Origin of the sequence: Variovorax sp. V93, from assembly GCF_041154485.1 — a bacterium.
GTDB classification, from domain to species: domain Bacteria; phylum Pseudomonadota; class Gammaproteobacteria; order Burkholderiales; family Burkholderiaceae_C; genus Variovorax; species Variovorax beijingensis_A.
On record NZ_AP028669.1, the window covers coordinates 2,952,016 to 2,978,755 of the forward strand.

Annotated in this window: 24 protein-coding genes and 2 tRNA genes; 12 read left to right on the top strand and 14 right to left on the bottom strand. The window is 67.2% G+C overall.

Going from position 1 to position 26,740, the window contains the following annotated elements; translation table 11 throughout:
* Positions 1-94: 94 nt before the first annotated feature.
* Genes ACAM54_RS14060 through ACAM54_RS14070 form a run of 3 tightly spaced genes read left to right on the top strand, consistent with a single transcriptional unit; the run spans position 95 to position 4,236 of the window.
* Positions 95-1,420 carry an amidase gene (locus tag ACAM54_RS14060; protein ID WP_369647947.1) on the top strand — a complete coding sequence of 442 codons (1,326 nt, stop codon included), beginning with the start codon at positions 95-97 and terminating at the stop codon, positions 1,418-1,420.
* Between the two features lie 52 nt (positions 1,421-1,472).
* On the top strand, positions 1,473-2,726 hold the full coding sequence (locus tag ACAM54_RS14065) for a D-amino acid dehydrogenase (RefSeq protein WP_369647948.1): 1,254 nt from the start codon (positions 1,473-1,475) through the stop codon (positions 2,724-2,726).
* Between the two features lie 49 nt (positions 2,727-2,775).
* On the top strand, positions 2,776-4,236 hold the full coding sequence (locus ACAM54_RS14070) for an NAD(P)H-hydrate dehydratase (protein WP_369647949.1): 1,461 nt from the start codon (positions 2,776-2,778) through the stop codon (positions 4,234-4,236).
* Between the two features lie 6 nt (positions 4,237-4,242).
* Here ACAM54_RS14070 and ACAM54_RS14075 read toward each other — a convergent pair whose 3' ends face one another.
* Positions 4,243-5,007, bottom strand: coding sequence for an SDR family oxidoreductase (locus tag ACAM54_RS14075; RefSeq protein WP_369647950.1), 765 nt, complete (start codon positions 5,005-5,007; stop codon positions 4,243-4,245).
* Positions 5,008-5,065: 58 nt separating this feature from the next.
* Complete coding sequence (rnr, locus tag ACAM54_RS14080; RefSeq protein WP_225612913.1) at positions 5,066-7,333, bottom strand: ribonuclease R; 2,268 nt, start codon at positions 7,331-7,333, stop codon at positions 5,066-5,068.
* Positions 7,334-7,413: 80 nt separating this feature from the next.
* Between rnr and ACAM54_RS14085 the strand changes: the two genes are divergently transcribed.
* From ACAM54_RS14085 to ACAM54_RS14095, 3 genes are all read left to right on the top strand, one after another.
* Positions 7,414-7,498 (top strand) — tRNA-Leu (locus ACAM54_RS14085).
* Between the two features lie 504 nt (positions 7,499-8,002).
* A complete protein-coding gene (locus ACAM54_RS14090; RefSeq protein ID WP_369647951.1) occupies positions 8,003-8,395 on the top strand; it encodes a YkvA family protein in 393 nt (130 codons plus the stop codon).
* Positions 8,396-8,475: 80 nt separating this feature from the next.
* Positions 8,476-8,772 carry a hypothetical protein gene (locus ACAM54_RS14095; RefSeq protein WP_369647952.1) on the top strand — a complete coding sequence of 99 codons (297 nt, stop codon included), beginning with the start codon at positions 8,476-8,478 and terminating at the stop codon, positions 8,770-8,772.
* 269 nt (positions 8,773-9,041) lie between these two features.
* Here the strand turns inward: ACAM54_RS14095 and ACAM54_RS14100 are convergent, their stop codons facing one another.
* The 7 genes from ACAM54_RS14100 to ACAM54_RS14130 all read right to left on the bottom strand — a co-directional run bounded on the left by ACAM54_RS14100 (position 9,042) and on the right by ACAM54_RS14130 (position 15,430).
* Positions 9,042-9,323 (bottom strand): hypothetical protein, encoded by a 282-nt coding sequence (locus tag ACAM54_RS14100; RefSeq protein ID WP_145746572.1) that lies wholly within the window; start codon positions 9,321-9,323, stop codon positions 9,042-9,044.
* Between the two features lie 150 nt (positions 9,324-9,473).
* A complete protein-coding gene (gene rimO / locus ACAM54_RS14105; RefSeq protein ID WP_369647953.1) occupies positions 9,474-10,880 on the bottom strand; it encodes a 30S ribosomal protein S12 methylthiotransferase RimO in 1,407 nt (468 codons plus the stop codon).
* A gap of 41 nt (positions 10,881-10,921) precedes the next feature.
* Positions 10,922-11,482: a polyhydroxyalkanoate synthesis repressor PhaR gene (phaR, locus tag ACAM54_RS14110; protein WP_041946121.1), complete on the bottom strand. Its 561-nt coding sequence runs from the start codon at positions 11,480-11,482 to the stop codon at positions 10,922-10,924.
* Positions 11,483-11,554: 72 nt separating this feature from the next.
* On the bottom strand, positions 11,555-11,923 hold the full coding sequence (locus ACAM54_RS14115; protein WP_369647954.1) for a hypothetical protein: 369 nt from the start codon (positions 11,921-11,923) through the stop codon (positions 11,555-11,557).
* Positions 11,924-12,093: 170 nt separating this feature from the next.
* Positions 12,094-12,170: transfer RNA gene (locus ACAM54_RS14120), tRNA-Val, on the bottom strand.
* A gap of 49 nt (positions 12,171-12,219) precedes the next feature.
* The gene (locus ACAM54_RS14125; protein ID WP_369650979.1) at positions 12,220-14,364 is read right to left on the bottom strand and encodes a bifunctional (p)ppGpp synthetase/guanosine-3',5'-bis(diphosphate) 3'-pyrophosphohydrolase; all 2,145 of its coding nucleotides are present in this window, start codon (positions 14,362-14,364) and stop codon (positions 12,220-12,222) included.
* A gap of 106 nt (positions 14,365-14,470) precedes the next feature.
* The gene (locus tag ACAM54_RS14130; RefSeq protein WP_369647955.1) at positions 14,471-15,430 is read right to left on the bottom strand and encodes an alpha/beta fold hydrolase; all 960 of its coding nucleotides are present in this window, start codon (positions 15,428-15,430) and stop codon (positions 14,471-14,473) included.
* Between the two features lie 68 nt (positions 15,431-15,498).
* Here ACAM54_RS14130 and ACAM54_RS14135 point away from each other — a divergent pair, with 68 nt between their 5' ends.
* Entirely contained in the window at positions 15,499-16,269 is a 771-nt protein-coding gene (locus ACAM54_RS14135) for a 3-hydroxybutyrate dehydrogenase (protein WP_369647956.1), read from the top strand.
* A 3-nt stretch (positions 16,270-16,272) separates the two neighbouring features.
* Here the strand turns inward: ACAM54_RS14135 and ACAM54_RS14140 are convergent, their stop codons facing one another.
* Positions 16,273-16,983: an SIMPL domain-containing protein gene (locus ACAM54_RS14140; RefSeq protein WP_369647957.1), complete on the bottom strand. Its 711-nt coding sequence runs from the start codon at positions 16,981-16,983 to the stop codon at positions 16,273-16,275.
* A gap of 61 nt (positions 16,984-17,044) precedes the next feature.
* On the bottom strand, positions 17,045-17,401 hold the full coding sequence (locus tag ACAM54_RS14145; RefSeq protein ID WP_369647958.1) for a hypothetical protein: 357 nt from the start codon (positions 17,399-17,401) through the stop codon (positions 17,045-17,047).
* A gap of 173 nt (positions 17,402-17,574) precedes the next feature.
* On the opposite strand from ACAM54_RS14145, the gene ompR reads away from it, so the two are divergent.
* Together ompR and ACAM54_RS14155 are read left to right on the top strand one after the other, a co-directional pair.
* Complete coding sequence (gene ompR, locus ACAM54_RS14150) at positions 17,575-18,306, top strand: two-component system response regulator OmpR (protein WP_012747691.1); 732 nt, start codon at positions 17,575-17,577, stop codon at positions 18,304-18,306.
* Between the two features lie 76 nt (positions 18,307-18,382).
* Complete coding sequence (locus tag ACAM54_RS14155) at positions 18,383-19,792, top strand: sensor histidine kinase (RefSeq protein WP_145746566.1); 1,410 nt, start codon at positions 18,383-18,385, stop codon at positions 19,790-19,792.
* Between the two features lies 1 nt (position 19,793).
* On the opposite strand, the gene ispF is transcribed toward ACAM54_RS14155, so the two are convergent.
* Both ispF and ispD read right to left on the bottom strand, forming a co-directional pair.
* Complete coding sequence (gene ispF / locus ACAM54_RS14160) at positions 19,794-20,288, bottom strand: 2-C-methyl-D-erythritol 2,4-cyclodiphosphate synthase (protein WP_369647959.1); 495 nt, start codon at positions 20,286-20,288, stop codon at positions 19,794-19,796.
* Positions 20,285-20,998 carry a 2-C-methyl-D-erythritol 4-phosphate cytidylyltransferase gene (ispD, locus tag ACAM54_RS14165; RefSeq protein WP_145746564.1) on the bottom strand — a complete coding sequence of 238 codons (714 nt, stop codon included), beginning with the start codon at positions 20,996-20,998 and terminating at the stop codon, positions 20,285-20,287. The genes ispF and ispD overlap by 4 nt, the downstream gene beginning before the upstream one ends.
* A 114-nt stretch (positions 20,999-21,112) precedes the next feature.
* On the opposite strand from ispD, the gene mfd reads away from it, so the two are divergent.
* From mfd to ACAM54_RS14180, 3 genes are read left to right on the top strand one after another with little or no spacing between them, the layout of a single operon-like run.
* Positions 21,113-24,607 (top strand): transcription-repair coupling factor, encoded by a 3,495-nt coding sequence (gene mfd / locus ACAM54_RS14170; RefSeq protein ID WP_369647960.1) that lies wholly within the window; start codon positions 21,113-21,115, stop codon positions 24,605-24,607.
* Positions 24,604-25,314 carry a phosphoserine phosphatase SerB gene (gene serB, locus ACAM54_RS14175; RefSeq protein ID WP_369647961.1) on the top strand — a complete coding sequence of 237 codons (711 nt, stop codon included), beginning with the start codon at positions 24,604-24,606 and terminating at the stop codon, positions 25,312-25,314. Before mfd ends, serB begins: the two co-directional genes overlap by 4 nt.
* Positions 25,311-26,378: an Ldh family oxidoreductase gene (locus tag ACAM54_RS14180; RefSeq protein WP_369647962.1), complete on the top strand. Its 1,068-nt coding sequence runs from the start codon at positions 25,311-25,313 to the stop codon at positions 26,376-26,378. Before serB ends, ACAM54_RS14180 begins: the two co-directional genes overlap by 4 nt.
* 7 nt (positions 26,379-26,385) lie before the next feature.
* On the opposite strand, the gene ACAM54_RS14185 is transcribed toward ACAM54_RS14180, so the two are convergent.
* On the bottom strand, positions 26,386-26,712 hold the full coding sequence (locus ACAM54_RS14185) for a DUF6172 family protein (RefSeq protein WP_145746560.1): 327 nt from the start codon (positions 26,710-26,712) through the stop codon (positions 26,386-26,388).
* Positions 26,713-26,740: the final 28 nt, after the last annotated feature.

A 26,740-nucleotide genomic window follows, 5' to 3' on the forward strand; every position in this document is an offset into this window, starting at 1 on the left:
TTCAGCGAAACCCAAAGAGTATAGCACGGCCCTCTTTCGCCCCTTCTCCTTGTCCACCCCGGAACCGAGCCGTCCGCGCCCTCCCAGCCCACCCATGAACGACCTCCACGCCACCCGTCTGAACCTTCTGGCAGGTGGCACCGATGCATGCACCGAATTGGAGCGCGCCATCGGCATTGCCCAGTCCCCGGCCTGCAGCCACGTGTTCACCCGCACGCTGTTCGACGAAGCCCGCCGGCAGGCCGCCGGCTCGGCGCCGCAGAGCCGGCTCGCCGGCCTTGCCTTCACCGCCAAGGACCTGTTCGACATCGAGGGGCAGCCGACTCCGGCGGGCTCCGTGGTGCTTTCGCATGCGCCGGCCGCCAAGGCCGATGCCGTCGCGGTGGCGCGGCTGCGCGCCGCGGGTGGCGTGCTGACGGGCCGCACCAACATGACGGAATTCGCCTTTTCCGGCGTGGGAGTCAACCCGCATCACGGTACGCCGGCCAACGCGAGCGATGCGGCCACGCCGCGCATCCCGGGCGGTTCGTCCTCCGGCGCCGCCGTCTCGGTCGCCAGCGGAGCGGCCTTCATCGGCCTGGGCTCCGACACGGGCGGCTCGATCCGCATTCCCGCGGCGCTGAACGGCATCGTGGGCTTCAAGAGCACCGCCCGGCTGGTGCCGACCCAGGGCGCCCTGCCGCTGTCGACCACGCTCGACACCGTCTGCGCGATGACGCGCTCGGTGCGCGACGCCGTCGCCGTGCACGAGATCCTTGCGGCGCGCCGTGTGACGGCCGGTGCGGCCTCGCTGGGAGCGTACCGGCTTGCCGTCGTGAAGAACGTTTTCTTCGACGGCATCGAGCCCGCTGTGGCCCGAGCCTTCGAAGATGCGCTGCGAACACTGCGCGATGGTGGTGCCCGGATCGAGGAGATCGAGCTGCCGGAACTCGCGGAACTGCAGGCGATCAACGCCACCGGCGGTTTTTCGGCGGCTGAATCCTATGCCTGGCACCGGCTGCTGCTCGAGCGCAGCGGTGCCGGCTACGACCCTCGCGTGGCCCAGCGCATCCTGCGGGGCGCCTCCATGAAGGCGCACGAATACATCGATCTCGTGCACGCCCGGCGCGACTGGATCACCCGCGTCGAGGCGGCGCTGACGCCCTTCGACGCGGTGCTCTCGCCCACCGTGCCGATCACCGCGCCCGCCATTGCGGGCGTCGCCCCGGGCGCCGAGCGCGATGACGAATTCTTCCGCATCAATGCGCTGCTGCTGCGCAACCCGTCGATCGTCAATATGCTCGACGGCTGCGCCATCTCGCTGCCCTGCCACGCCGCCGGCGAGTTGCCGGTGGGCCTGATGCTGTGGCATGCCTCGCTGCACGACGACGCCGTCCTGGCGGTCGCGCTGCAAGCAGAAAAAGCGCTGCAAAAACAATAGCCTCGCGCACCGATCGACGGGCGCCGGCCATCTCTTCTTACTCAAAAATTCAATGAAAATCGCGATCGTGGGCGCCGGCATCATCGGCGTCACAACCGCCTGGGAACTGGTTTCGGACGGCCATGAAGTTTCCGTGTTCGAGCGCCGTGGCGCCGCCGCCGAGGAATCCAGTTTTGCGAATGCGGGAGTGGTCGCGCCGGGCTACGTCACGCCCTGGGCCGCGCCGGGCATGCGCGCCAAGGTGCTGCGCTCGCTGCTGTCGCCGCACGGCGCCATCAAGCTGCGCTGGCCGCTGAGCCCGCGCGACCTCAGCTGGATGTCGCGCTGGCAGAAGGCCTGCAAGCTCGAAACCTACCTGGCCAACCGCGCCCGCATGCAGCGCCTGGCGTTCTACAGCCGCACCCGGCTGCACGAAGTGACCGAAGCCCGCGAACTGAGCTACGAACGCAGCGACGGCTACCTCGTGCTGCTGCGCTCCAAGCGCGAGAAAAAACTGGTCCAGCCAGGCCTCGAGGTGCTGCGCGCAGCGGGCAGCGTCTTCAGGGAGGTGGACGCCGACGAGGCCCGCCGCATCGAGCCCGCGCTCAGCACCGAGACGGCGCTCGCGGGTGCGATCCACCTGCCCGAGGACGAAGTGGCCAACTGCCGCCAGTTCGCACTGCTTCTCAAGTGGGAAGCCGAGGCGCTCGGCGCCCAGTTCCATTTCAACTGCGACATTGCGCCGCTGAGCCGCGCGGCCCCAACCTCCGTCTCGCTCGCCAGCGGCTCGCCGCCGCTGCGCTTCGATGCGGTGGTGGTGTGCGCCGGTCTTGCCTCGGCCACGCTGCTGCGGCCGCTCGGGTTGCGGATTCCGCTGGCGCCGGTGTACGGCCATTCGATCAGCGCGCCGATTCGCGAATCGCTCAACGCGCCGCGCAGCGCCGTGATGGACGAACGCTACAAGGTTGCGATCTCGCGCCTGGGCCAGCGCGTGCGCGTGGCCGGCGGCGCCGAGATCGGCGGCTCCCTGAGTTCGATGAATGCCTCGGCCGTGCAAACGCTCTACAAGGTGCTGCACGACTGGTTTCCGGGCGCCGCAACGCTGCAGTCGGGCGTGCAGCAATGGAAGGGCGCGCGCCCGATGCTGCCCGATGGCCCGCCGGTGCTCGGTGCCAGCGGCGTACCGGGCGTCTGGCTCAATCTGGGCCACGGTTCGAGCGGATGGGCGCTGTCGTGCGGCAGCGCACGCGTGGTGGCCGACCTGATCGGCGGCCGCGACGCTGGCGTCGACCTCGAAGGCCTGGGCATCGAGCGGCTCGCCCAGTAGGCTGGGCCGCAGCTGCGCAGGCGCGGCTTCAGGCGGGCAGAATCGGCCCATGCAACGCATCACGCCCGCCACCGCCTGTGACCTGTTCGACATTGCGGCAACGCGTCGCATCGAACAGAAAGCGGCGGCCGCCCTGCCCCCTCACACGCTGATGCAGCGCGCGGGCCTGGCCGTGGCGCGGCTCGCGATGGCACTGGCGCCGCATGCGCGGACGATCTGGGTCGCCTGCGGGCCGGGCAACAACGGCGGCGACGGCTTCGAAGCTGCTGCGCAGCTGCAGCACCGCGGCTTCCTGCCCATCGCGACCTTCGCGGGCGATGAAGACCGGCTGCCGCCGGATGCCAGGGCGTCGCTGCAACGGGCCCGCGATGCCGGCGTGATCTTCGCGCCGGAGCCGCCTGCGAGCTGCGATCTGGCGATCGACGCGCTGCTCGGCATCGGATCGAGCCGGCCTCCCGAAAAGCTCATGGCCGATTGGCTGCGTCGGATGCATGAGATGGCCGCGCCGGTGCTCAGCGTCGATGTGCCCTCTGGGCTGAATGCCGACACCGGCGCTTCAAGCGCCGAGCCCCGTGCGGCTGACGCTTCGCGCCGCTTCTGCCTGAGCTTCCTGACCCTCAAGCCCGGCCTGGTCACAGCGCAGGGCCGCGATGCCGCGGGCACGGTCTGGTTCGACGACCTGGGCTGCAGCAGCGCCGGCGAGGAGCCGGTCGCGCGCCTGGCGGGCGCACCGGCGGATACCCCACGCAGCCACGCCTCGCACAAGGGCAGCTATGGCGATGTCGCGGTGATCGGCGGTGCATCCGGCATGGCGGGCGCCGCGCTGCTGGCCGGCTCCGCCGCGCTGCATGCGGGTGCGGGCCGCGTGTTCGTCGGACTGCTCGACGCGAGCGCGGCCCCGGTCGACCTGGCGCAGCCCGAACTGATGCTGCGAGACGCCAAGTCGCTCGATCTCTCGGGCATGACAGCGGTCTGCGGATGCGGCGGCGGCGCGGACATCCGCGCGGTGCTGCCGCGCGTGCTGGCGACGGCGGCCGCGCTGGTGCTCGACGCCGATGCACTGAATGCCATCGCGGTCGATGGCGCGCTGCAGGCCCAGCTGGCATCGCGCGCCCGGCGCGGCAGGCCGACGGTGATCACCCCGCATCCGCTCGAAGCCGCGCGCCTGCTGAACTGCACGGCCGCCGACATCCAGGCCGACAGGCTCGCAGCCGCCCGCCAGCTCGCGTCGCGCTACGGCGTGGTCGCCGTGCTCAAGGGATCGGGAACAGTGATTGCCGAGGGCGGCGGCACGCCGCCGGTGCTCAATCCGACTGGCAACGCGAAGCTGGCAACCGCCGGCACCGGCGACGTGCTCGCGGGAATGATCGGCGCCGCACTGGCGGCGCGGCGGCCACCATTCGAGGCGGCCTGCGAAGCCGTCTGGCACCACGGCCGCATCGCCGACACCTGGCCGGCCGGCGCGCCCCCGCTGACGGCCGGCGCGCTGGCGCGCCAGGCGCCCTGCTGACGAGTTCTAGCCGCGACCGACGAAGGGCATCTTCGTCGCCATGACCGTATGGAACAGCACGTTGGCCTCCAGCGGCAGGTTCGCCATGTAGAGCACCGACTGGCCCACGATCTTCACGTCCATCAGCGGCTCGATCGCGAGTTCGCCGTTGGCCTGCGGCACGCCCTTGGCCATGCGCGCAGCCAGTTCCGTCATGGCGTTGCCCACGTCGATCTGGCCGACCGCGATGTCGTACTTGCGCCCGTCGAGCGAAGCGGTCTTGGTGAGGCCCTCGACCGCGTGCTTGGTCGCGGTGTACGCCGCGGAATTGGGCCGCGGCGCGGTGGCCGAGATGGAGCCGTTGTTGATGATGCGGCCGCCGCGCGGCGTCTGCGCCTTCATCGTGCGGAACGCCTGCTGGATGCAGAAGAACATGCCGCTCAGGTTGATGTCGACCACGCCGCGCCACTGCTCGGGCGTCCAGTCCTCGAACGGACCCGGCGGATTGCCCACGCCGGCGTTGTTGAACAGCAGGTCGACGCGGCCGAAGCGCTCCACCGTGGCGGCGAACAGCGCCTGCACCGATTCCGCATTGGCCACGTCGGTGGGCACCGCGAAGGCGCGCGCACCGGCGCCGGACTCTTCGGCGACCTGTTCCAGCGGCTCGAGGCGGCGCCCCGCCAGGGCCACGCTCCAGCCGTCGGCCAGCAATGCCAGCGCCGCGGCGCGGCCTATGCCCGTGCCGGCGCCCGTGACGATTGCGATGCGGCCCTTGTTGTTTTCCACGCTCATGCTCGGTGTCTCCTTCTCGGTTTGTCTGTATGGATGGGATGCAATGCGGCGCCGTGCGTCATGCGCGGCGGGGTTTGCGGCCCTTCATCTTGTTGGCGGCCTTCTTGACGGCCGACTTGAAAGCCTGCATCGCCGACTGCGGGCCCGCAGCGGCAACGGCGGCGCTGCGCTCGACGCGCTGCTCTGGAACGGCTTCGGCCTTGTGGCGCGAACTGCGCTTGGCCGATGCCTTGACCGGCACGCCGGCCGGGGCCGCGCCCTTGTCCTTCATGGCGCGCGTGGTGAGGTCTTCGCCCTCGCGCACCAGGCGGAAATCGATCTTGCGCCCGTCCAGGTCGACGCGGCTCACCTGCACCCGCACGCGGGTGCCGATGGCGTAGCGGATGCCGGTGCGCTCGCCGCGCAGTTCCTGGCGCATCTCGTCGAACTTGAAGTATTCGCCGCCGAGTTCGGTGATGTGCACCAGCCCCTCGACGTACATTGCATCGAGCGTCACGAAGATGCCGAAGGTCGTGGCCGCCGTGACCACGCCGCCATACTCCTCGCCCAGGTGCTCGCGCATGTACTTGCACTTGAGCCAGGCTTCGACGTCGCGGCTGGCTTCGTCGGCGCGGCGCTCGTTGGCGCTGCAATGCAGGCCGGCCGCTTCCCAGGCCAGCACTTCCTTGGTCGGCGCGACCGTGGCTTTCTGCGGCTTGGTGGTCGGCGCCTTGACGCGCGAAGCCAGCCGCTTGGCGAGCTTGGCATGCGCCTCGCCCGGCGTCGGAAGCATCGGCAGCTGGTAGCGCGTCTTGCCAAGAATGGCCTTGATCACGCGGTGCACCAGCAGGTCGGGGTAGCGCCGGATCGGGCTCGTGAAATGCGTGTAGGCCTCGTACGCCAGGCCGAAATGGCCACTGTTGATGGGCGTATAGATCGCCTGCTGCATCGATCGCAGCAGCATGGTGTGGATCTGCTGCGCGTCGGGGCGCTCCTTGGTGGCTTCGGCGATCGCCTGGAACTCGCCGGGCCGCGGATCGTCAGTGATGCTCAAGCCCACGCCCATGGCCTTCAGGTAGCCGCGCAGGATTTCCTTCTTCTCGGGCGTCGGGCCTTCGTGCACACGGAACAGGCCCGGGTGCTTGCCCTCGGCGATGAAGTCGGCGCTGCACACGTTGGCCGCGAGCATGGCCTCTTCGATGAGGCGGTGCGCCTCGTTGCGCGTGCGGGGCACGATCTTCTCGATGCGGCCCGCGTCGTCGCAGATGATCTGCGTCTCGGTGGTTTCGAAGTCGACCGCGCCGCGCTTGCCGCGCTGCTTGAGCAGCGCCTTGTACACGTCGGCCAGGTTCAGCAGGTCCTTGACGCGGTCCTTGCGCTTGGCAGCTTCAGGGCCCCGCGTGTTGCCAAGGATGGCCGCGACTTCGGTGTAGGTGAAGCGGGCATGGCTGAACATCACCGCGGGGTAGAACTGGTAGGCATAGATCTCGCCGTCGGCGGCCACGAGCATGTCGCACACCATGCACAGGCGTTCGACCTCGGGGTTCAGCGAGCACAGGCCGTTCGACAGCTTCTCCGGCAGCATCGGGATCACGCGGCGCGGAAAGTAGACACTGGTGGCGCGGTCGTAGGCATCGATGTCGATGGCCGAGCCGGTCTGCACATAGGCGCTGACGTCGGCAATGGCCACCAGCAGGCGCCAGCCCTTGCCGCGGCCGACCTTGGCCGGCTCGCAGTACACGGCGTCGTCGAAGTCGCGCGCGTCCTCGCCGTCGATGGTGACCAGCGGCACGTCGGTCAGGTCGATCCGACCTTTCTTGTCGGCAGGGCGAACCTTCTCAGGCAGCGCCTTGGCTTCGGCCAGGCAGGCCTCGGAAAATTCGTGCGGCACGCCGTACTTGCGCACCGCGATCTCGATCTCCATGCCGGGATCGTCGATCTCGCCCAATACTTCCTTCACGCGCCCGACCGGCTGGCCGAACAGCGCCGGCGGCTCGGTGAGTTGCACCACGACGACCTGCCCCACCTTGGCGGGGCCGGTGGCACCCTTGGGAATCAGGACGTCCTGTCCGTAGCGCTTGTCTTCGGGCGCGACGAGCCACACGCCGCCTTCATGCAGCAGGCGGCCGATGATCGGCTGCTCGGGGCGCTCGACGATTTCGACCACCCGCCCCTCGGGACGTCCGCGCCGATCCTGCCGCACCACGCGCGCCTTGACGCGGTCCTTGTGCAGCACCGCACGCATCTCGTTCGGGGGCAGATAGATGTCGGCTTCGCCGTCGTCGCGCTGCACGAAACCGTGTCCGTCGCGATGCCCTTGAACAGTTCCTTCAAATTCATCCAGCAGACCGCTGGAATGGCCATTATTTTTGATATGATTCTCTCTTTCCTGAAATTCAAAACATAACTGCTTCGGCAGCTATGTGGGCCCAGATGGCGGAATTGGTAGACGCACTAGTTTCAGGTACTAGCGAGTAACATCGTGGAGGTTCGAGTCCTCTTCTGGGCACCACCCCTACCAAGCTGAAACCCCTGTGAATCATCGATTTACAGGGGTTTTTTCTTTTCCCTGGGAACATGAGCGAGGGATGTTCTCCCTCACGGATGCCGATCGCGGCCAAGCCTGGCCGCACCGACGGTTGTGTGCCGCGTTCGCGCGCGGCGTCGTGATCCTGAGGCGGAACATTCTGCGAAGCGCTTGTCGGCGGCACGGATTCGAACAAATGGAACAGGCTTCGTCTCATGAAATGATGCAGCAACCCGCTCCTGGAGAAGCGGCTTTCCACCATTCTGACGCAGTACATCGACGAATGATCGCGCAGAGTCTCGAGAAGCGGAGCAACCGAATCAATAACACCGTGTTGGCAGTAGAGGTGAACCGCACAACCCCACCTGTTGGGCGCGGCATTGGCTCGCCGCGGGGGACCGCCGGCGGATCTGCAGGGGTTGCGACAGCTTTGAAGCCGGGATGCACCTTAACACGCGAAACAATGCACCGGGTCGGCAGCCTGCGAGCATGACCATTTTCCAACGCATCAAGCAATGGGCCTCGCGCATCAAGCGCGATGCCGTCACTCTGTGGTTCGCCTATCGCCATCCGGGCACGCCGTGGTTCGCCAAGCTGCTCGCGGCCTTCGTCGTCGCCTATGCGCTGAGCCCGATCGACCTCATCCCGGATTTCATTCCCGTTCTTGGCTACCTCGACGACGCCTTGCTGCTGCCCGGCCTGATCTGGCTGAACATCCGGCTCATTCCGGCCGATGTACTCGAGGAATGCCGCCAGCGCGCCGACCTGTGGATGAAGGAACAAGGCGCGAAGCCGCGAAGCATTGCCGGCGCCGTGCTCGTCCTGGCGGTCTGGATCGGCCTGGGGGCCGCGCTCTGGGCCTGGTTCGGCACGCAAAAGTAGGCTGGGACCGGCGGCAACAATTCTCGACATTGTGAATTTTACTGTATATTTATACAGTCTTTTCACAAAGGATAACCGCCATGTCGACATCCGAACCCACCACCTCCCCTGCTCGCAACCATGCGCTGGCCGAAGCACTGGCATGGATTTCAAAGTTCGCGCATGCATGGAAGGCCATCGAGCCCGCGCCCCACTCGCTTAGCATCGATGGATTCATCATCTGGGGTCCCGTGCTCTACGAGAAGCACCGCAACGAGGATCCCGTGGAACTCGCGGCGCGGCTGTACGGCCGGTCGGGCGAGTATTCCAGGTACCTGTATCCGGGCCGTCCGCCCAAGACTGGCGATGCGCTTCCGACTTTCGGCCCCAAGGTGTAGCAAAAGTCACACTTTCACATCAAAAACGATTCAAGAAGTAACTTGAGTGTGTACACAAGGTTACGTTTGATTTGAAAATATCCAATTTAGCGGAGACCATTGTGATCACAGCATTTACCTTGTTAGTCGGCATGTTTCTCGGGGCGTTGTTCATGAGCCTCCTGGTCGTTTCTCGCTCGGATGACTGAGAAGAAGAACTGCCGGGCCCTTGCAGCCCTGTCCATGCCCACAGAAAAGCCCGCATCCAGCGGGCTTTTCCTTTTCTTGAACTACGTCAGCAGGTTGGACTTGGGCCTGCGGTTGCTCTCGATCGAATAGATCGCCGGCTTGTCCTGCTCGGTCTTCGTGCCCGCTGCCTCGGCGCTGGGAGCCGGAAGCGGATAGACCTCGCCGGAAAGGCGCTTCACGCGCTCCGCATACATCTTGGCCAGGGCCGCGTGATGCTCCGCCGCAGCCTGGTGCTCGAGTCGCGCCATCTGGGCTTCCTGAAGCAGCGTGGCAGCCCTCTTGAGATGAAGGCTGGATCCGGGTTGAAAGAGCTGGAAGAACATGGGACCTCCTGGAGAACACAAGCCGCCACGTTCAAACCCCAGGCCACACGCGTCTGTAGGCGTACAACTTTTTCGCCTGTCGCTCAGCCCGTGGTTCTCAAGTCGGCGATCGCCGCGCTGCTTTCTCGCTCTCGCCAGGATGGCGACGGTTCAGATCGGCAACGCGATCAGGTCGTGGCCCTCGGCGCCCACGATGTGGGCCCGCGTGAATTCACCCACCTTGAGCGTCTTGCTGATCTTCTCGGGCGGCAGCAGGCGCACGGTGCCGTCGATCTCGGGGGCGTCGGCATAGGTGCGGCCCACGCCGCCCTTGCGGCCCATGCCGGGCGCCGAGTCCACCAGCACCTGCATGGTTGCACCGACGCGCTGTCGCAGCTTGGCGATCGACACCGCTTCGGCCACTTCCATGAAACGGGCGCGGCGGGCTTCACGTTCAGCCGGCGGCAGCATGCCGGGAATGTCGTTAGCGGTGGCTCCTTCGACCGGGCTGTAGGCAAAGCATCCGGCGCGGTCGATCTGCGCTTCGCGGATGAAGTCGAGCAGATGCTCGAACTCCTGTTCGGTTTCGCCAGGGAAGCCCGCGATGAAGGTGCTGCGGATCACCAGTTCGGGGCAGACCTCGCGCCACCGCGCCAGGCGCTCCAGGTTCTTCTCGCCGCTGGCCGGCCGCTTCATGCGCTTGAGCACGTCGGGATGGCTGTGCTGCAGCGGCACGTCGAGGTACGGCAGCACCTGGCCGCTGGCCATCAGCGGAATGATCTCGTCCACGCTCGGATACGGATACACATAGTGCAGCCGGACCCAGGCGCCGTAGGGCTCGGCAATTTCGCCCAATGTGCGCACCAGCTCGAGCATGCGCGTCTTGACCGGCTTGCCGTCCCAGAAGCCGGTGCGGTACTTGACGTCCACGCCATAGGCCGAGGTGTCTTGGCTGATCACCAGCAGTTCCTTCACCCCGCCTTCGAACAGGGCCTTGGCCTCGCTGAGCACGTCGCCGACCGGGCGCGACACCAGGTCGCCGCGCATCGAGGGAATGATGCAGAAGGTGCAGCGGTGATTGCAGCCTTCGCTGATCTTCAGATAGGCATAGTGCCGCGGCGTGAGCTTCAAGCCTGCGATGCCGAAGGTGTTGGGAACCAGGTCGACGAAGGGATCGTGCGGCTTGGGCAGGTTGGCGTGGACCGCGTCCATGACTTCCTGCGTGGCGTGCGGACCGGTCACGGCCAGCACGCTGGGGTGCATCTGCCGAACCAGGTTGCCGCCCTGGTCGCCGGTCTTGGCGCCCAGGCAGCCCGTGACGATCACGCGGCCGTTTTCCGCCAGCGCCTCGCCGATGGTGTCGAGGCTTTCCTTCACGGCATCGTCGATGAAGCCGCAGGTGTTGACGATCACCAGGTCGGCCCCCTCGAAGGTCTTGGCGGTCTGGTAGCCCTCAGCGCTCAGCTGGGTCAGGATCAGTTCGGAATCGGTCAGGGCCTTGGGGCAGCCCAGGCTCACAAAGCCGACCTTGGGGGCGGCCGGCGTGGCCATGCGTTCGGGGGAGGCAACTTCGCTCATATATGCCCCTATTGTCCCAGCTATCGGCCGGGGCCGGGATTTCAGGGGCGTTTGATGCCGAATGCGCCCAGGACCTGCTCGGTATTTTTCTGCATCTGCTCCTGCATCTGCAGGAACACGTTCTTGGACTGCTCGACGTAGTTGCCCATGAGTCCCTGGAGCATGGGCGACTGCATGGTCATGAAGCGCGACCACATCTCGGGCGTGAGGCCCTCTGCCTTTTCGGCGAGCTGGGCCTGCACCTCGGTCATGGCCTGGATGTTCTTTTCGAGATAGGGGCCCATGTAGCCCTGCATCGCCTGTCCGTAGAAGCGGATGATGTTGGCCAGCACCTGCTCGGTGAACATCGGCGCACCGCCCGCTTCTTCCTCGAGGATGATCTGCAGCAGGATGCTGCGCGTGAGGTCGTCGCCGGTCTTGGCATCGCGCACCACGAACTGGGCATTCTGTATGACCAGCTGCTTCACCTCGGTGAGCGTGATGTACGTGGATGTCTCGGTGTCGTAGAGCCTTCGGTTGGGGTACTTCTTGATTACACGTTGCACCGGCTTGACCCCGGACTTCTTGCTCTGCACTGCGGACTCCTTCACATGGATGCCCATGTCATCCGATGATTCTAGGTAGCGGTTTTGCTGCATCGCGACAAGGTTTACCCTGACCGTGCCAGCGCCGCTTCAACCGAGCGTTGTGGCGTACTCGGCGCTGCAGGCACTGCAGGTGGCGGTCCCGGGGCGTTCCTCGGTGGCTTCCCTGAAACGCAGCGGACTCTTGTGGCCGTAGACCACCCAGCAGCGTGGACAGTGTTCCTGGCCGGCGGTGGGCAAGTAGGCGCGCGAGCGCTGCTCGGCGCGCTCCTGCGTCACGGGCGTTCCCTGCCGGATGGCGCGGGCTATTTCGCGTGCCGCCATGGTGTCGGTACGGCCGCTTGCGTGGTCGTTGATGCCATAGACGGCGCGTGCAAATTCGATGGGAGCCTGCCTGAGCAATGCGGCCAGGCGCATGTCGGCATGAGCCCGATCAACCAGCGTTGATCGCGTATTCATCAGATCGCTTGTCAAGAAATTTGGAAAAGGTTTGCAGAGCGGCCAAGGTAGCACAACAACATGGCCATGGTCTTTGTCTGCTTCACCGCAAGGACGATTGAAACACCGGGGAACCCGGTGAAAGCTCTGTTCGACAGCTCCGGTGGTTGGCCGGAAGTCGAAACAGAAATTGGTAGGCGCGATTGGACTCGAACCAACGACCCCCACCATGTCAAGGTGGTGCTCTAACCAGCTGAGCTACGCGCCTAAGGATGTGTCCGAGAAGCAGCTATTGTAGCAGGAGAAAACGCGCTTTTTCAGCGCCGACGTGCAGATCGCACACCGGCAACCGCCGTCACCACGCCAAGCACCTGCGTGAGCCGCGCCGCATCGGAGATTTCCACGGTGAACGTCATCCATGCCGTGCCCTTGACCGATTGGGTCTGCACGCCGATCACGTTCATCTTCTCGCGTGCGAACACATCGGAGATGTCGCGCAGCAGGCCCTGGCGGTCAGCTGCCTCGACGGCCACGTCGACTGCATAGACCGGCGCTTCGCCGCCCTTCGCGGCACCCCATTCGACATCGATCACGCGCTCGCCGTCGCGCGAGGCCATCATCCGGAAGTTGCTGCAGTCGACGCGGTGCACGCTGACGCCGTGGCCGCGCGTCACGAAGCCGCGGATGGCATCGGGCGGCGCGGGCTTGCAGCACTTGGCGAGCTGCGTCATCAACGAAGACACGCCCACCACCAGCACGCCGCCCTTGCCGGACTTCTCGCTCGCGCGCGGCTTCTTGATCTGCACGCCGTCGTCGGGGTTCGGCGCGGGCTCGGGCGGACGCAGCAGCACCTCGATGTTGCGCAGCGAGAACTCGTCCTTGCCGACCACTTCGAACAGATGGTCCGCCGACTTGAAGCCCAGCTGCGAAGCCAGGTCCTCGAGGCGCGTGGAGGTCTTGCCTTCGCGCTGCAGCAGCTTCTCGACGGCCTCGCGTCCGCGCGCCACGGTTTCGTGCGTGATCTGCGCGTTGAACCATGCGCGCACCTTGGCGCGTGCGCGGTGGCTCGCAAGATAGCCGAGCTCTGCGTTGAGCCAGTCGCGCGAAGGGCCGCCCTCCTTGGCCGCGATGATCTCGACCGTCTGGCCGTTGGACAGCGGCGTGTTGAGCGGCAACATGGCCCCATCGACGCGCGCTCCGCGGCAGCGATGGCCCAGCGTGGTATGCACGGTGTAGGCAAAGTCGACCGGCGTCGCGCCCTGCGGCAGTTCGACGATGGCCGCGTCGGGCGTCAGCACGTAGATGCGGTCGTCGAAGAGGCCCTGGCCCTGCGAGCCGCCCGAAAGGTCGCGCTCCCACGCCAGCAGCTGCCGCAGCACCGCGATCTTCGCGTCGTATTCGCCGCTCGCCCACACGCCCGCATAGCCCTTGTGGCCGGCTTCCTTGTAGGCCCAGTGCGCCGCCACGCCGTGCTCGGCATGGTCGTGCATTTCTTCCGTGCGGATCTGGATCTCGATCGGCTTGCCGGGCTTGCCATCGACCATCTCGCGCACCACGGTGTGCAGCGACTGGTAGCCGTTGGGCTTGGGCCGTGCAATGTAGTCGTCGAACTCTTCGTCGATCGGCTGGAAATGCGAATGCACCCAGGCCAGCGCCGCGTAGCAGTCCTTCACGTCGGGCACCACCACGCGCAATGCGAGGATGTCGAACACCTGCGCGAAGTCGAGCGACTTGCCGCGCATCTTCTTGACGATGCTGTAGATGTTCTTCGGCCGGCCCTGCACCGTGGCGCGCACGCCCTCCGCCTGCAGCTCGCTTTCGAGCTGCGAGCGCAGCTGCTCGACGTGGCCTTCGCGCTCGATCCGCTTCTCGTCGAGCAGGCGCGCGATCAGCTTGTAGGTCTCGGGCTCCAGGAAGCGGAACGAGAGGTCTTCGATTTCCCACTTCACCTGCCAGATGCCGAGCCGGTTGGCGAGCGGCGCGAACACCTGCAGCGACTCGCGCGCCACGCTTTCGGGCGCCGGCTGCTTGCTGGCGGCGGCATGCCGCAGGGTCTGCAGCCGCGATGCGAGGCGCAGCATGACGACGCGCAGGTCGCGCGAGAACGCGAGCAGCATCTTGCGCACGTTCTCGGTCTGCGCACCCGCCGCGCCTTCGGCCAGGTGATGGCCCTGCGAAGCCGAGCGGGCCTGCTCCTGCACGCGCACCAGCTTGGTGGTCTCGACTGCCAGCGCCGCGAAGTTGTCGCCGAACACCTTGGCAATGACCTCCTGCGGACGGTTGAGGTGCTGGCAGGCATAGACCAGATAGCTCGCGGCCTGCATGGCCTCGGAGCCGCCCATCTTCGCGACGATGGCCGCGACGGCGTCGGCATGCGCGAGCGTGTTCTCGCCGGTGTCGAGCTTTTCGTCGGCGATCAGCGGCTCGGCGAAAGCGCGCGCACGCGCGAGCATGTTCTCCATCACCGGCGTGCGGTCGGCCGTGGCGGCGGACAAGGGATAGTCCACCACCGCCGTATCTGGGGCATGCGCCGTTTGGAGACTCGAAGACTCGCGCTTCACGTTGGCCTCAATCGAACAGGAAGTTGGTGACGGCGCCCACCTGCCCGGGGTCGACGAAAGTGGGCGCATGGCCGACGCCTTCGAACTCGATCAGTGCAGCGCGCGGACCGCGCTGCGTCATGGCCAGGGCCGTTTCGCGCGAGAGCAGGTCCGACTCGGCGCCGCGCGTCACGAGCGTGCGCGCATCGATGGCGTCATAGAGGCTCCACATCACGGCACCGCCCTGGGCCGCAGCTTCGGGCGTGATGGCGCGCAGCGCAACGGCAATGGCCGGGTCGTAGTGAAGCAGCCAGGGGCCTGCTGCATCGCTCTGGGATTCGCCGGGCTCCACCTTGGCGGCGCCGTCGGCCGTGCGCTGCGATGCGGGCACCACCATGTGCTGCGACAGCGAAAGCCACTGGTCCGGTGTATGGGGGCCGAAGCTGGTCGAGATCGCCCACATGGCGTCGGCCGCCGACTGCAGGCTGTCGTAGCGGCCGCCCTGCCCCACGTAGGCGCCGATGCGCTGGAGCGCCGCGGCCTCGATCGTCGGGCCCACGTCGTTCACGATGAAGCGGCGGATCGGCCGGGCCAGCGGCAATTGCTTGTGCCCCGCCAGCACGAAGCCGATCAGCCCGCCCATGCTGGTGCCCAGGTAGTCGAGCGTGCCGATCGGTTGTTCGCGGTGCAGCTGCGCAACGAGCGCCAGCATGTCGGCCGCATAGACCGGCACCTGGTAGAGGGCCGGGTCGCGCAGCCAGTCGCTTCGGCCGCGCCCCGCCACGTCGGGGCAGACCACGCGCACGTCGCCGGCGGCGCGCGCCACGAGGGCCTGCGCGAGCACGTCGAAGTCGCGCCCCTGCCGCGTGAGGCCGTGCACGCAGATCACCACGCGCGCGCTGCGCGCGTCGCCCCATTGCCAGTAGGCCATGCGGTGACCGCCCTGGGCGTCATCGCACGCCACGTAATGAAGCGTCGGTTCTGTCATGAAAACGAAGTCGTCCTGGTGCGGATAATGGTCTCGTCGCATCCTAATTCATCCGGAGATTGATCTTCATGCTCAAAGGCAAAACCGCGCTTGTCACGGGGTCCACCAGCGGCATTGGCCTTGCCATTGCCAAGGCGCTTGCACAACAAGGCGCAAACATCGTGCTCAACGGTTTCGGCGACGCCGAAACCCCCAAGGCCCAGATCGAGGCGCTCGGCGTGCGCACCGAATATCACGGCGCCGACATGAGCCAGCCCGCTCAGATCGAGGACATGATGAAGTTCGCCGCGTCCAGGTTCGGCCGCGTCGACATCCTCGTGAACAACGCCGGAATCCAGCACGTGGCAAAGGTCGAGGACTTCCCGCCTGAACGCTGGGATGCCATCATCGCCATCAATCTCACGAGCGCGTTCCACACGACCCGGCTCGCCATTCCCGCGATGCGCGAGGCCAACTGGGGCCGCATCATCAACGTGGCGTCGGCCCACGGGCTGGTGGCCTCGGCGCAGAAGTCGGCCTACGTGGCGGCCAAGCACGGCATCGTCGGCTTCACCAAGTCGGTGGCGCTCGAAACCGCGACCACCGGCATCACGAGCAATGCGATCTGCCCGGGCTGGGTGCTGACCCCGCTGGTGCAAAAGCAGATCGACGACCGCGCGGCACGGGAAGGCGTTTCGGCCACGCAGGCGCAGAACGAGCTGCTGGGAGAAAAGCAGCCTTCGCTGCAGTTCACCACGGTCGAGCAGCTCGGCGGCCTTGCGGTGTTCCTGTGCTCGCCGGCCGCCGACCAGGTGCGCGGCGTGGCTTGGCAAATGGACGGCGGCTGGACCGCTCAATAGAAGCTACTTGAGCTGCACCGATCCCGAGACGCTCACGACCACGCTCGCCTTGCCGGCCTCCACCGGCACCGGCGCATCGGCCGAAAAGGACTTGGCGGCCGCCGCCATGACGCGCGGCCGGATCGGGCCGCTGTCATTCGCGTTCACCGAGACTTCGCGCAGCGTGTAGCCACCGAAGCCGAAGCCCTTGGCCAGTTCGGCGGCCTTCTGCTTGAAGTTCTCGATGGCGATGGTCTGGGCCTCGGTCTCGCTTTTGGCGCGCTGCTCGCGGCTCAGCGCGAAGCCCACATTGCCGACGTTCAGCGTGGTGATCCGTCCTGCGGTCTGCGTGATGCGCGCGAAGTCGCGGCCCTCGAGCACCATTTCGGCGGAGCCCTGCCAGCCGTTGATCTTGCCTTCTCGGGTGTAGCGCGGCGACAGGCTGAAATTGCCGGTGCGCACGTCGAGCTGGCCGGGCTGGGCGTTCTTCTTTGCCTCGGCCAGGGCCGCGTCCACCGCGGCCTTGAGCTGCGACTGGACCGTGGCGGCATCGGCTGCGTCGCGCGTGGTGGTGAGCGTCATGCTGAGCATGTCCTGCTGCACTTCCACCGTGCCCGAGGCCGTGAGTTGCAGCACGTTCTGCGGCGGCGGGACCATGTTCTGGGCCATGGCGGTGCCGGCGGCGCCTGCCGCAGCCAGTGCGGCAAAGGCCGCGATCAAACTGATTTTTTTCAAGACGAGCTAACTCCCCTGGGGTTGGTATTCGAGAACGTGAGGGCACGCCGCCCTCGCCGCTTCAGCGGCGCTGGCTGCGCGGCAAGGTCAGGGCGCGCGCGGCCGACATCGGCTCCGGCACCATTCGCTCGGCCGGCTGCGATTCTGCCGAATTCAGCACCTGGGGTGTGCCGGGCGGCGTCCATTGCCTTCGCACCTGCTGGCGCAGTTCGAAGAGTTCGGCCGCCGTGAGGCGCCTGCCGGCCACGGCCTCCTCCCGCCGGATTTCGTCGCGCTGCGCGGCACGGTGGGCCGCTACCGCCTCACGGACCTCGTTGCGCCGCGAATCGCCGACCCTGAAAAACTCGCCAGCGTTTGCCAAGGCAGGGCCGCAGCTGCAGGCAACAAGGATCGGCAGGACGGGAAGAAGGGTTCTCATTGAACAAAAGTCATAGCACTGGGCGGACTTTGCCACCGCCGGGCGAACGTCGGATGACTAGACAGCGAGCGACCGCAAGTTTTGTAACTTAGTGTCAAACCATAAGTAAAACCGGCTCAACGGGGGCTCAACGCCTTCAGAATCGGCGCTGTTACAAATTCAACGTTGTAGAAATGACTCAAGTTCCCGCCCGCACTGACAAGATCGTGATCGTCGACGACGACGCCCGCATCCGCGACCTGCTTCGCCGCTACCTGACCCAGGAAGGTTTCGAAGTGATCGTGGCCGAGGACGGCAAGGCGCTCAATCGCATCCTGTTGCGCGACACGGTCGACCTGATCGTGCTCGACCTGATGATGCCCGGCGAAGACGGCCTGTCGGTCTGCCGCCGCCTGCGTGCCGCCAACGACCGCACGCCGATCATCATGCTCACCGCCAAGGGCGAGGACGTCGACCGCATCGTCGGCCTGGAGGTCGGCGCGGACGACTACCTCGGCAAGCCGTTCAACCCCCGCGAACTGCTGGCGCGCGTGCACGCGGTGCTGCGCCGCCGTCCGCCGCTCGAGGCGCCCGGCGCCCCTTCCACCGAGAACGAGACCGTCACCTTCGGCCCCTTTGCCTTCGACCTGGGTTCGCGCACGCTCAAGAAGGACGGCGAGGAACTCTCCCTGACCACCGGCGAATTCGCGATGCTCAAGGCGCTGGTGCGCCATCCGCGCCAGCCGCTGTCGCGCGAGAAGCTGGCCCAGCTGGCCCGCGGCCGCGAGTTCGAGCCCTTCGACCGCAGCCTCGACGTGCAGATCTCGCGCCTGCGCAAGCTGGTCGAGGCCGATGCCGCAGCGCCCCGCTACATCCAGACCGTGTGGGGCGTGGGCTACGTGTTCGTGCCGGACGGCACGGCCTGAACGATACCCTGAGGTGGCCATCGGCCTGCAATCCGCCAGACCCAGCCCAGCCCAGGAGGACGGCGCGCAGGTCACCATGCCAAGCCCCCTGGAGGGCAGCGGCCAGCGTGACCGGCGACCGGGCCTGAAGCTCGGCTTCAGCCTTTTCTGGCGCACATTCTTCCTGCTCGCGCTGCTGCTGATCGGCTGTACGGTCGCCTGGCTGCAGACCTTCCGCTCGCTCGAATACGAGCCGCGCGCCATCCAGACCGCACACCAGATCGCCTCGCTCGTGAACCTCACGCGCGCGGCGCTGGTGTATTCGGATGCGATCACGCGGGTCTCGCTGATCAAGACGCTGGCCGACCAGGAGGGCGTGCGCATCCTGCCGCGCGAGCCCAACGACCGCTTCCAGCCCTACACCAGCGGCGCGCTCGACCAGCGCGTGACCGAGGAGCTGATCGACCAGCTCGGCGAAGGCACCACGGTGGCCAGCCGCGTCAACGACGAGCCGGGCCTGTGGATCGGCTTCACCATCGAGAGCGACACCTACTGGCTGCTGCTCGACCCGACCCGCTTCAGCCGCGTGGGCGGGCGCACCTGGCTGGTCTGGCTCAGCACCGCCATGGCGCTGTCCCTGGCCGGCGCGGCGCTGATCACGCGGCTCATCAACCTGCCGCTCAAGCAGCTCTCGCGCGCCACCATGCAGGTGCGCGAAGGCGAGTACGAGGCGCACCGGCTCGACGAGAGCGCCCGCACCAACGAGATCCGCGCGGTCAACATCGGCTTCAACCGCATGGCCGACCAGCTCGCCAAGATCGAGCAGGACCGTGCCATCATGCTGGCCGGCATCTCGCACGACCTGCGCACGCCGCTCGCGCGGCTGCGGCTCGAAACCGAGATGAGCGTGTCCGACGAGGACGCGCGCGACCACATGGCGGCCGACATCGCCCAGCTCGACGCCATCATCGACAAGTTCCTCGACTACGCGCGCCCCGACCATGTCGACCCCAAGCCCGTGCTGCTGCGCGATGTGGTCGATGCCTGCACCTACGCCGTGCAGGACTACGAAGAGATGAACATCCGCGTCGACGTGCCGCCCGACCTGCGCGTGCTGGGCGACGAGGTCGAGCTCACGCGCGTGATCTCCAACCTGGTGGAGAACGCCCGGCGCTACGGCAAGACGCCCTCCACCGGCATTGCCGACGTGGTGATCCAGGCCCAGTCGAACAACGACGCGGTGCTGATCAAGGTGCGCGACCACGGTGCGGGCGTCGAGCCGGCCCTGCTCTCGCAGCTGACCAAGCCCTTCTTCCGGGGCGACGTGGCGCGCACCTCGGCGGCCGGCGCCGGGCTCGGCCTGTCGATCGTGGCAAAGAACATCGAGCGCATGGGCGGCACCTTCGCGCTCACCAGCACGCCGGGGCGCGGCCTGGCGGCGCACATCCGCATGCCGCGCGCCATGCCCGAGCCGAGGCCGGCGGAAGCCCCCGGCCGGCGGGCCTGAATCAGCCCTGGCGGTGCAGCAGCGCCACCGCGCGGGCTTCCATCGCGCGGCCTTCGCCGACCGGGCCGAGCTTCTCGGCCGTCTTGGCCTTCACGTTGACCTGCTCGGGTGCGAGGCCCAGCACCTGGGCGATGCGCTGGCACATGGCCGGGATGTGCGGCGCCAGCTTGGGCGCCTGCGCGATCACGGTGCTGTCGACGTTGCCGATCTCCCAGCCCACGGCGCGCACGCGGCGTGCCGCTTCGCCGAGCAGCACCGCCGAATCGGCGCCGCGAAACTGCGCGTCGGTGTCGGGGAAATGCCGGCCGATGTCGCCCAGGCCCGCCGCGCCGAGCAGGGCATCGGTGATGGCATGCAGCAGCACGTCGGCATCCGAATGCCCCAGCAGGCCGGTGGTGTGCGGAACCTCCACGCCGCCGAGGATGAGCTTGCGACCCGCCACCAGCTGGTGAACGTCCCAGCCCTCGCCCACGCGGATGTTGAACGCAGCCGTCATGCGATGGCCTTCCTGCGGCCGAGCAGCACCGCCTCGGCCAGTGCGAAGTCCTCGGGAAAGGTGACCTTGAAGTTCTGCGCGCTGCCCGGCACCAGCAAGGGCGAAAGGCCGATGGCCTCGATGGCCCCGGCCTCGTCGGTCACCGCGTCGCCCGCCCGCTCCAGCGCATCGAGCAGCATGCCGACGCGGAACATCTGCGGCGTCTGGGCCAGCCACTTGTCGGCCCGCGAAAGCGTCTGCGAGACGCGGCTGTCGGCCGAGGACGCCTTCAGCGTGTCGGCCAGCCGCTGGGCCAGCAGCCCGCCGACGGCGTCGTGCTCGCAGGCCGCGATCAGCGCCTCGATCTGGCTCGAGGTGACCAGGCAGCGCGCCGCGTCGTGCACCAGCACCCAGTCATGCGCCCCGGCGCCCTTCTGCCGCAGCGCCGCGAGGCCGTTGCGCACCGTGGCGGCGCGCGTGACGCCGCCCACGCGCAGCAAGAATTCGTTGTCGGCCGGAAAGCGCGGCAGCGCCGTCTGCACCTCGCGGTCGTCCGGCGACACCACCACCGCCAGCCCGGCGAAGCGGCCCGCCAGCGAGCGGAACGCGGCCACCGTGTGGGCCACCATGGACGATCCCGCCAGCCGCTGGTATTGCTTGGGCTGGGCGCCACCCGCACGGTGGCCGAAACCGGCACAAGGAATCAGCACGAAAAGTCGGGAGGAAGACATCGGGTACGGCACGGGCCAAGGGCCGGCAAGCGGATAAGGGGCCGCCATTCTAGAATCGACCATCTCACACCCCTCGCCAGCGGCGCGGGGTGTTCTGCATTTTCAAAGCGTTCCATGGACCTCCCCCACCTCACGGCGGGCAAGCGATTCACGCTGCCGCGTCCTCCTTTGTCGGCCGATGCGCTGCTGCTGGCGCAGCTGGGCATGCGCGAGAAGGCCGCGGGCCGCGCCACCGCGATGTTCACGGCCGACGCCAACGACGCGCAGCGCCTGATCGACGAGATCGCCTTCTTCGCGCCCGAGCTGCGCTGCGCCCTGTTCCCCGACTGGGAAACGCTGCCCTACGACAGCTTCTCGCCGCACCAGGACCTGATCAGCGAGCGGCTCGCCACGCTCTGGCGCATCAGCCAGAAAGAGGCCGACGTGGTGCTGGTGCCCGCCACCACCGCGCTCTACCGGCTCGCGCCGCCGGCCTTCCTGGCCGGCTACACCTTCCACTTCAAGGCCAAGCAGAAGCTCGAGGAGTCCAAGCTCAAGGCCCAGCTCACGCTGGCGGGCTACAGCCATGTGACGCAGGTGGTGAGCCCGGGCGAGTACGCGGTGCGCGGCGGCCTGATCGACCTCTTTCCGATGGGCTCGCCCGTGCCCTTCCGCGTCGACCTGTTCGACGACGAGATCGATTCGATCCGCACCTTCGACCCCGACACCCAGCGCAGCCTCTACCCGGTGCCCGAGGTACGGCTGCTGCCGGGCCGCGAATTCCCGATGGACGACGACGCCCGCGCGCGCTTTCGCAGCCGCTGGCGCGAACTGCTGGAGGGCGACCCGACCAAGAGCCGCATCTACAAGGACATGGGCAACGGCGTGGCCACCGCCGGCATCGAGTACTACCTGCCGCTGTTCTTCGACGAGACGGCCACGGTGTTCGACTACCTGGGCGCCGATGCCACCGTGGTGCTGCACGGCGATCTCGAGCCCGCATTCCAGCATTTCTGGCAGGACGCCAGCGAACGCTACCGCCTGGTGCGCGGCGACCCCGAACGCCCGGCGCTGCCGCCCGAGGCGCTGTTCCTGAGCGCCGAGCAGTTCTACCAGCGCGCCAAGCCGCATGCGCAGCTCGCCATCCGCGGAAACGCCGGCAGCGGCGAGGCCGCCGAGACGCCCTACGCCGAGTTCGACACGCTGCCGCCCTTTGCCGTGGTGCGCGGCGCCGAGGACCCGCTGGTCGGCCTGAAGGCCCACATCGCGAAGACGCCGCACCGCGTGCTGCTGATCGCCGAAAGCGAAGGCCGGCGCGAAAGCCTGCTCGACTTCCTGCGCGCCAGCGGCGTGAGCCCGCCGGCCTTCGATTCGCTGGCCGAGTTCGAAGCCTCCGCCGACGAGAAGACCGGCATCGCCACCGCCGCGCTGGCCTCGGGCTTTGCGTGGCGCGAACAGGGCATCGACTTCGTCACCGAGACCGAGCTCTTCGCCACTGCGCCCACCACGCGCCGGCGCAACAAGAAGCAGGAACAGGTCAGCGACGTCGAGGCGCTGATCAAGGACCTTTCGGAACTCAACGTCGGCGACCCGGTGGTCCACACCGCGCACGGCATCGGCCGCTACCGCGGCCTGATCCACATGGACCTGGGCCAGGGCACCGATGCCGAGGGCAAGCCGCTGCTACAGGAAATGCTGCACCTGGAGTACGCCGACAAGGCCACCCTCTATGTGCCCGTTTCGCAGCTGCACCAGATCAGCCGCTATACCGGCGTCAGCGCCGAGGAGGCCCCGCTGCACAAGCTGGGCTCGGGCCAGTGGGAAAAGGCCAAGCGCAAGGCCGCCGAGCAGGTGCGCGACTCGGCCGCCGAACTGCTCAACATCTATGCCCGCCGCGCCGCGCGCCAGGGCCATGCCTTCCGCTACTCGGCCGCCGACTACGAGGTGTTCGCCAACGACTTCGGCTTCCAGGAAACGGCGGACCAGAAGGCCGCGATCCACGCCGTGGTGCAGGACATGATCTCGCCGCAGCCGATGGACCGCCTGGTCTGCGGCGACGTGGGCTTCGGCAAGACCGAAGTGGCGCTGCGCGCAGCGTTCATCGCAATCACCGGCGGCAAGCAGGTGGCCTTCCTTGCGCCCACCACGCTCCTGGCCGAGCAGCACTACCAGACGCTGGTCGACCGCTTCGCCAAGTGGCCGGTCAAGGTGGCTGAAATGAGCCGCTTCCGTTCGACCAAGGAAGTCAATGCGGCCGCCAAGGGCCTGGCCGAGGGCACGGTCGACATCGTGGTCGGCACGCACAAGCTGCTTTCGCAGTCGGTCAAGTTCAAGAACCTGGGCCTGCTCATCATCGACGAGGAGCACCGCTTCGGCGTGCGCCACAAGGAAGCCATGAAAGCGATGCGCGCCGAGGTCGACGTGCTCACGCTCACGGCCACGCCGATTCCGCGCACCCTGGGCATGGCGCTCGAAGGCCTGCGCGACCTGAGCGTGATCGCGACCGCGCCGCAGCGCCGTCTCGCCATCAAGACCTTCGTGCGCAACGAAGGCACGGGCGTGATCCGCGAAGCCGTGCTGCGCGAACTGAAGCGCGGCGGGCAGGTGTACTTCCTGCACAACGAGGTCGAGACCATCGAGAACCGCCGCCAGAAGCTCGAAGAAATCTTGCCCGAGGCCCGCATCGCCGTGGCCCACGGCCAGATGCCCGAGCGCGAGCTGGAGCGCGTGATGCGCGACTTCGTGGCGCAGCGCTACAACCTCCTGCTGTGCTCGACCATCATCGAGACCGGCATCGACGTGCCGACCGCCAACACCATCGTGATGAGCCGCGCCGACAAGTTCGGCCTCGCGCAGCTGCACCAGCTGCGCGGGCGCGTCGGGCGCTCGCACCACCAGGCCTATGCCTACCTGATGGTGCCGGACACCGAGGGCCTGACCAAGCAGGCGGCGCAGCGGCTCGACGCCATCCAGCAGATGGAAGAGCTGGGCTCGGGCTTCTATCTTGCGATGCACGACCTGGAAATCCGCGGCACCGGCGAAGTGCTGGGCGAGAACCAGAGCGGCAACATGATGGAGATCGGCTTCCAGCTCTACAACGAGATGCTGGGCGAGGCTGTGCGCGCGCTCAAGGCCGGGCAGGAGCCCGACCTGCTGGCGCCGCTGTCGGTCACGACCGAGATCAACCTGCACGCCCCCGCCCTGCTGCCCGACGACTACTGCGGCGACGTGCACCTGCGCTTGTCGTTCTACAAGAAGCTGGCCACCGCAAAGACGCCCGAGCAGATCGACACGCTGCTCGAAGAAATCGTCGACCGCTTCGGCAAGCTGCCGCCGCAGGCGCAGACGCTGATCGACACGCACCGGCTGCGCGTGCTGGCGCGGCCCTATGGCGTGATCAAGGTGGATGCCGCGCCCGGCATCATCCACATCACGTTCAAGAAGGACCCGCCGGTCGACTCGATGGCCATCATCCACCTGATCCAGAAGAACAAGCACATCAAGCTCGCGGGCAACGAGAAGCTGCGCATCGAGCGCGAGCTGAAAGAGCCCAAGGAGCGCGCGCAAATGGTGCGCGACGTGCTGCGCAGCCTCGGACAACCCCTCGTCAAGGAAACCGCCCCCGCATGAGCGCTACAGAAATTTCTCCCGGCCTCGCCATCCAGCGCCTGAAGCCGCCGCTGAAGCTGGCCGACTTCAAGCTGATCGCGTTCGACATGGACTCGACGCTGATCAACATCGAATGCATCGACGAGATCGCCGATGCCGTCGGCAAGAAGGCCGAAGTGGCCGCGATCACCGAAGCCACGATGCGCGGCGAGATCAAGGACTTCAAGGAGAGCCTGCGGCGGCGCGTGGCGCTGCTCAAGGGCGTGCCGGTCGAGGCGCTGCAGCAGGTCTACGACGAGCGGCTGAAGCTCAATCCGGGCGCGGCGGAACTGGTCGCGGCCTGCAAGGCGGCCGGCCTCAAGGTGCTGCTGGTGTCGGGCGGCTTCACCTTCTTCGCAAACCGCGTGAAGGACCGCCTGGGCATCGACTTTGCGCGTTCCAACCTGCTCGACGAAGCCGACGGCAAGCTCACCGGCCAGGTGGTGCAGCAAAGCTGGGGCGACATCTGCGACGGCGCCGAGAAGCGCCGCACGCTGCTCGAGGTCGCGTCCCTGCTGGGCATTTCGCCGCAGGAAGCCATTGCCGTGGGCGACGGCGCGAACGACCTGCCGATGATGGGCGAATCCGGCCTTTCGGTGGCCTATCACGCCAAGCCAAAGGTGCGCGAGCAGGCCATGGTGGCGATCAACGAAGGCGGGCTCGACCGCCTGCTGGAGATCCTGAAATGACTGACGGCAACATCCCGCTCTACCGCGCCGAGGCGCTCAAGGATTACGCCAGCGCCCTGCTGCAGAAGGCCGGCCTCGCCGCGCCGATGGCCGACAGCGTCGCCCGCACGCTGGTCGAAGGCGACCTGCTGGGCCACGACACGCACGGCCTCGCGCTGCTGGCCGGCTATGTGAAGGAACTCGAATCCGGCGGCATGACGCCGGACGGCGCGCCCGAGGTGCTGTCGGACCGCCCCGCCGCCGTGCTCTGGGACGGCAAGCGCCTGCCCGGGCCCTGGCTCATGGACCAGGGCATGGACCTGCTGGTTCCGCGCGCCCGCGAACTCGGCACCGCCTCGCTCGTGATCCGCCGCAGCCACCACATCGCCTGCCTCGCTGTCTACATGCTGCGCGCGCTCGAGGAAGACATGCTGATGCTGCTCGCCTGCTCCGACCCCAACACGGCCAGCGTCGCGCCCTTCGGCGGCACGCAGGCGGTGTTCACGCCGAATCCGCTGGCCATGGGCTTTCCGCTCTCGCAAGGCGGCGTGATGGTCGATATCTCGGCCTCCATCACCACCAACGGCATGAGCAACCGCAAGCGTGCGGCCGGCGAGACGTTCGCCGAGGAATGGCTGATCGACGCCGCCGGCAAGCCTTCGAACAACCCGCAGGTGCTGTTCGACCAGCCGCCCGGCACGCTGCTGCCCGTGGGGGGCTTGAGCCATGGCCACAAGGGCTATGGCATGGCGCTGCTGGTCGAGACGCTGACGGCCGGCCTCGCGGGCCATGGCCGGGCCGACCCGCCCGAGGGCTGGGGCGCGACGGTGCACGTCACGCTGCACGATCTGCATGCCTTCGGCGGCAAGGAAGCTTTCCTGCGCCAGATGGACCATGTCGCGGCGCAGTGCCGCAACAACCGGCCGATCGATCCGGCCAGGCCCGTGCGGCTGCCGGGCGAAGGCGGCCTGAAGCGCCGCGATGCGCAATCGAAGAACGGGGTGCGCCTGCACCCGTCGATCGCGCGTTCGCTGCAGGATGCGGAGCAGCGCCACGGGCTGCGGCTCTCGCAGGCGCTGCTCTGAGGGCGGGCTAGATTTCTTCGGGCGGTTCTTCCGCCGCCGGCTCGCCGGCCGCGCGCGGCTTGCGTTTGCCGGGCTTGGCCAGGATCTCGACGTAGAACTGCTTGCCGGCATCCTTGACGATGCCGTCGATCAGGCCCGTGATGGCCGACAGGTGCACGACTTCGGCGGTTTCCGCCGAGGCGCCGAACCTGCAATCGAAATCCCAGAAGTCCGCGCCTTCGGGTAGCTCGCGGCGCCGCTCGCGCTTGATGTACTTGCGGATCTCGTGCTTGATGGCTTCGAGGAGACGGTCGGGGTGCTTGCCCTCGACCTGAAGCTGAAAGGTTTTTCTCATGGTCGATCCTAACCCGCGGCCTGTGTAC

Coding starts and splice junctions, on each gene's coding strand:
- ACAM54_RS14065 (WP_369647948.1), top strand. CDS start 1,473: ATGAAAATCGCGATCGTGGGCGCCGGCATCATCGGCGTCACAACCGCC.
- ACAM54_RS14060 (WP_369647947.1), top strand. CDS start 95: ATGAACGACCTCCACGCCACCCGTCTGAACCTTCTGGCAGGTGGCACC.
- mfd (WP_369647960.1), top strand. CDS start 21,113: ATGGACCTCCCCCACCTCACGGCGGGCAAGCGATTCACGCTGCCGCGT.
- ACAM54_RS14070 (WP_369647949.1), top strand. CDS start 2,776: ATGCAACGCATCACGCCCGCCACCGCCTGTGACCTGTTCGACATTGCG.
- ispD (WP_145746564.1), bottom strand. CDS start 20,998: ATGTCTTCCTCCCGACTTTTCGTGCTGATTCCTTGTGCCGGTTTCGGC.
- ACAM54_RS14145 (WP_369647958.1), bottom strand. CDS start 17,401: ATGAGAACCCTTCTTCCCGTCCTGCCGATCCTTGTTGCCTGCAGCTGC.
- ACAM54_RS14090 (WP_369647951.1), top strand. CDS start 8,003: ATGACCATTTTCCAACGCATCAAGCAATGGGCCTCGCGCATCAAGCGC.
- ACAM54_RS14095 (WP_369647952.1), top strand. CDS start 8,476: ATGTCGACATCCGAACCCACCACCTCCCCTGCTCGCAACCATGCGCTG.
- ACAM54_RS14185 (WP_145746560.1), bottom strand. CDS start 26,712: ATGAGAAAAACCTTTCAGCTTCAGGTCGAGGGCAAGCACCCCGACCGT.
- ACAM54_RS14135 (WP_369647956.1), top strand. CDS start 15,499: ATGCTCAAAGGCAAAACCGCGCTTGTCACGGGGTCCACCAGCGGCATT.
- ACAM54_RS14115 (WP_369647954.1), bottom strand. CDS start 11,923: ATGAATACGCGATCAACGCTGGTTGATCGGGCTCATGCCGACATGCGC.
- serB (WP_369647961.1), top strand. CDS start 24,604: ATGAGCGCTACAGAAATTTCTCCCGGCCTCGCCATCCAGCGCCTGAAG.
- ispF (WP_369647959.1), bottom strand. CDS start 20,288: ATGACGGCTGCGTTCAACATCCGCGTGGGCGAGGGCTGGGACGTTCAC.
- ACAM54_RS14180 (WP_369647962.1), top strand. CDS start 25,311: ATGACTGACGGCAACATCCCGCTCTACCGCGCCGAGGCGCTCAAGGAT.
- ACAM54_RS14125 (WP_369650979.1), bottom strand. CDS start 14,364: ATGGAGAACATGCTCGCGCGTGCGCGCGCTTTCGCCGAGCCGCTGATC.
- ACAM54_RS14130 (WP_369647955.1), bottom strand. CDS start 15,430: ATGACAGAACCGACGCTTCATTACGTGGCGTGCGATGACGCCCAGGGC.
- ACAM54_RS14075 (WP_369647950.1), bottom strand. CDS start 5,007: ATGAGCGTGGAAAACAACAAGGGCCGCATCGCAATCGTCACGGGCGCC.
- phaR (WP_041946121.1), bottom strand. CDS start 11,482: ATGGGCATCCATGTGAAGGAGTCCGCAGTGCAGAGCAAGAAGTCCGGG.
- ompR (WP_012747691.1), top strand. CDS start 17,575: ATGACTCAAGTTCCCGCCCGCACTGACAAGATCGTGATCGTCGACGAC.
- rimO (WP_369647953.1), bottom strand. CDS start 10,880: ATGAGCGAAGTTGCCTCCCCCGAACGCATGGCCACGCCGGCCGCCCCC.
- ACAM54_RS14155 (WP_145746566.1), top strand. CDS start 18,383: ATGCCAAGCCCCCTGGAGGGCAGCGGCCAGCGTGACCGGCGACCGGGC.
- ACAM54_RS14100 (WP_145746572.1), bottom strand. CDS start 9,323: ATGTTCTTCCAGCTCTTTCAACCCGGATCCAGCCTTCATCTCAAGAGG.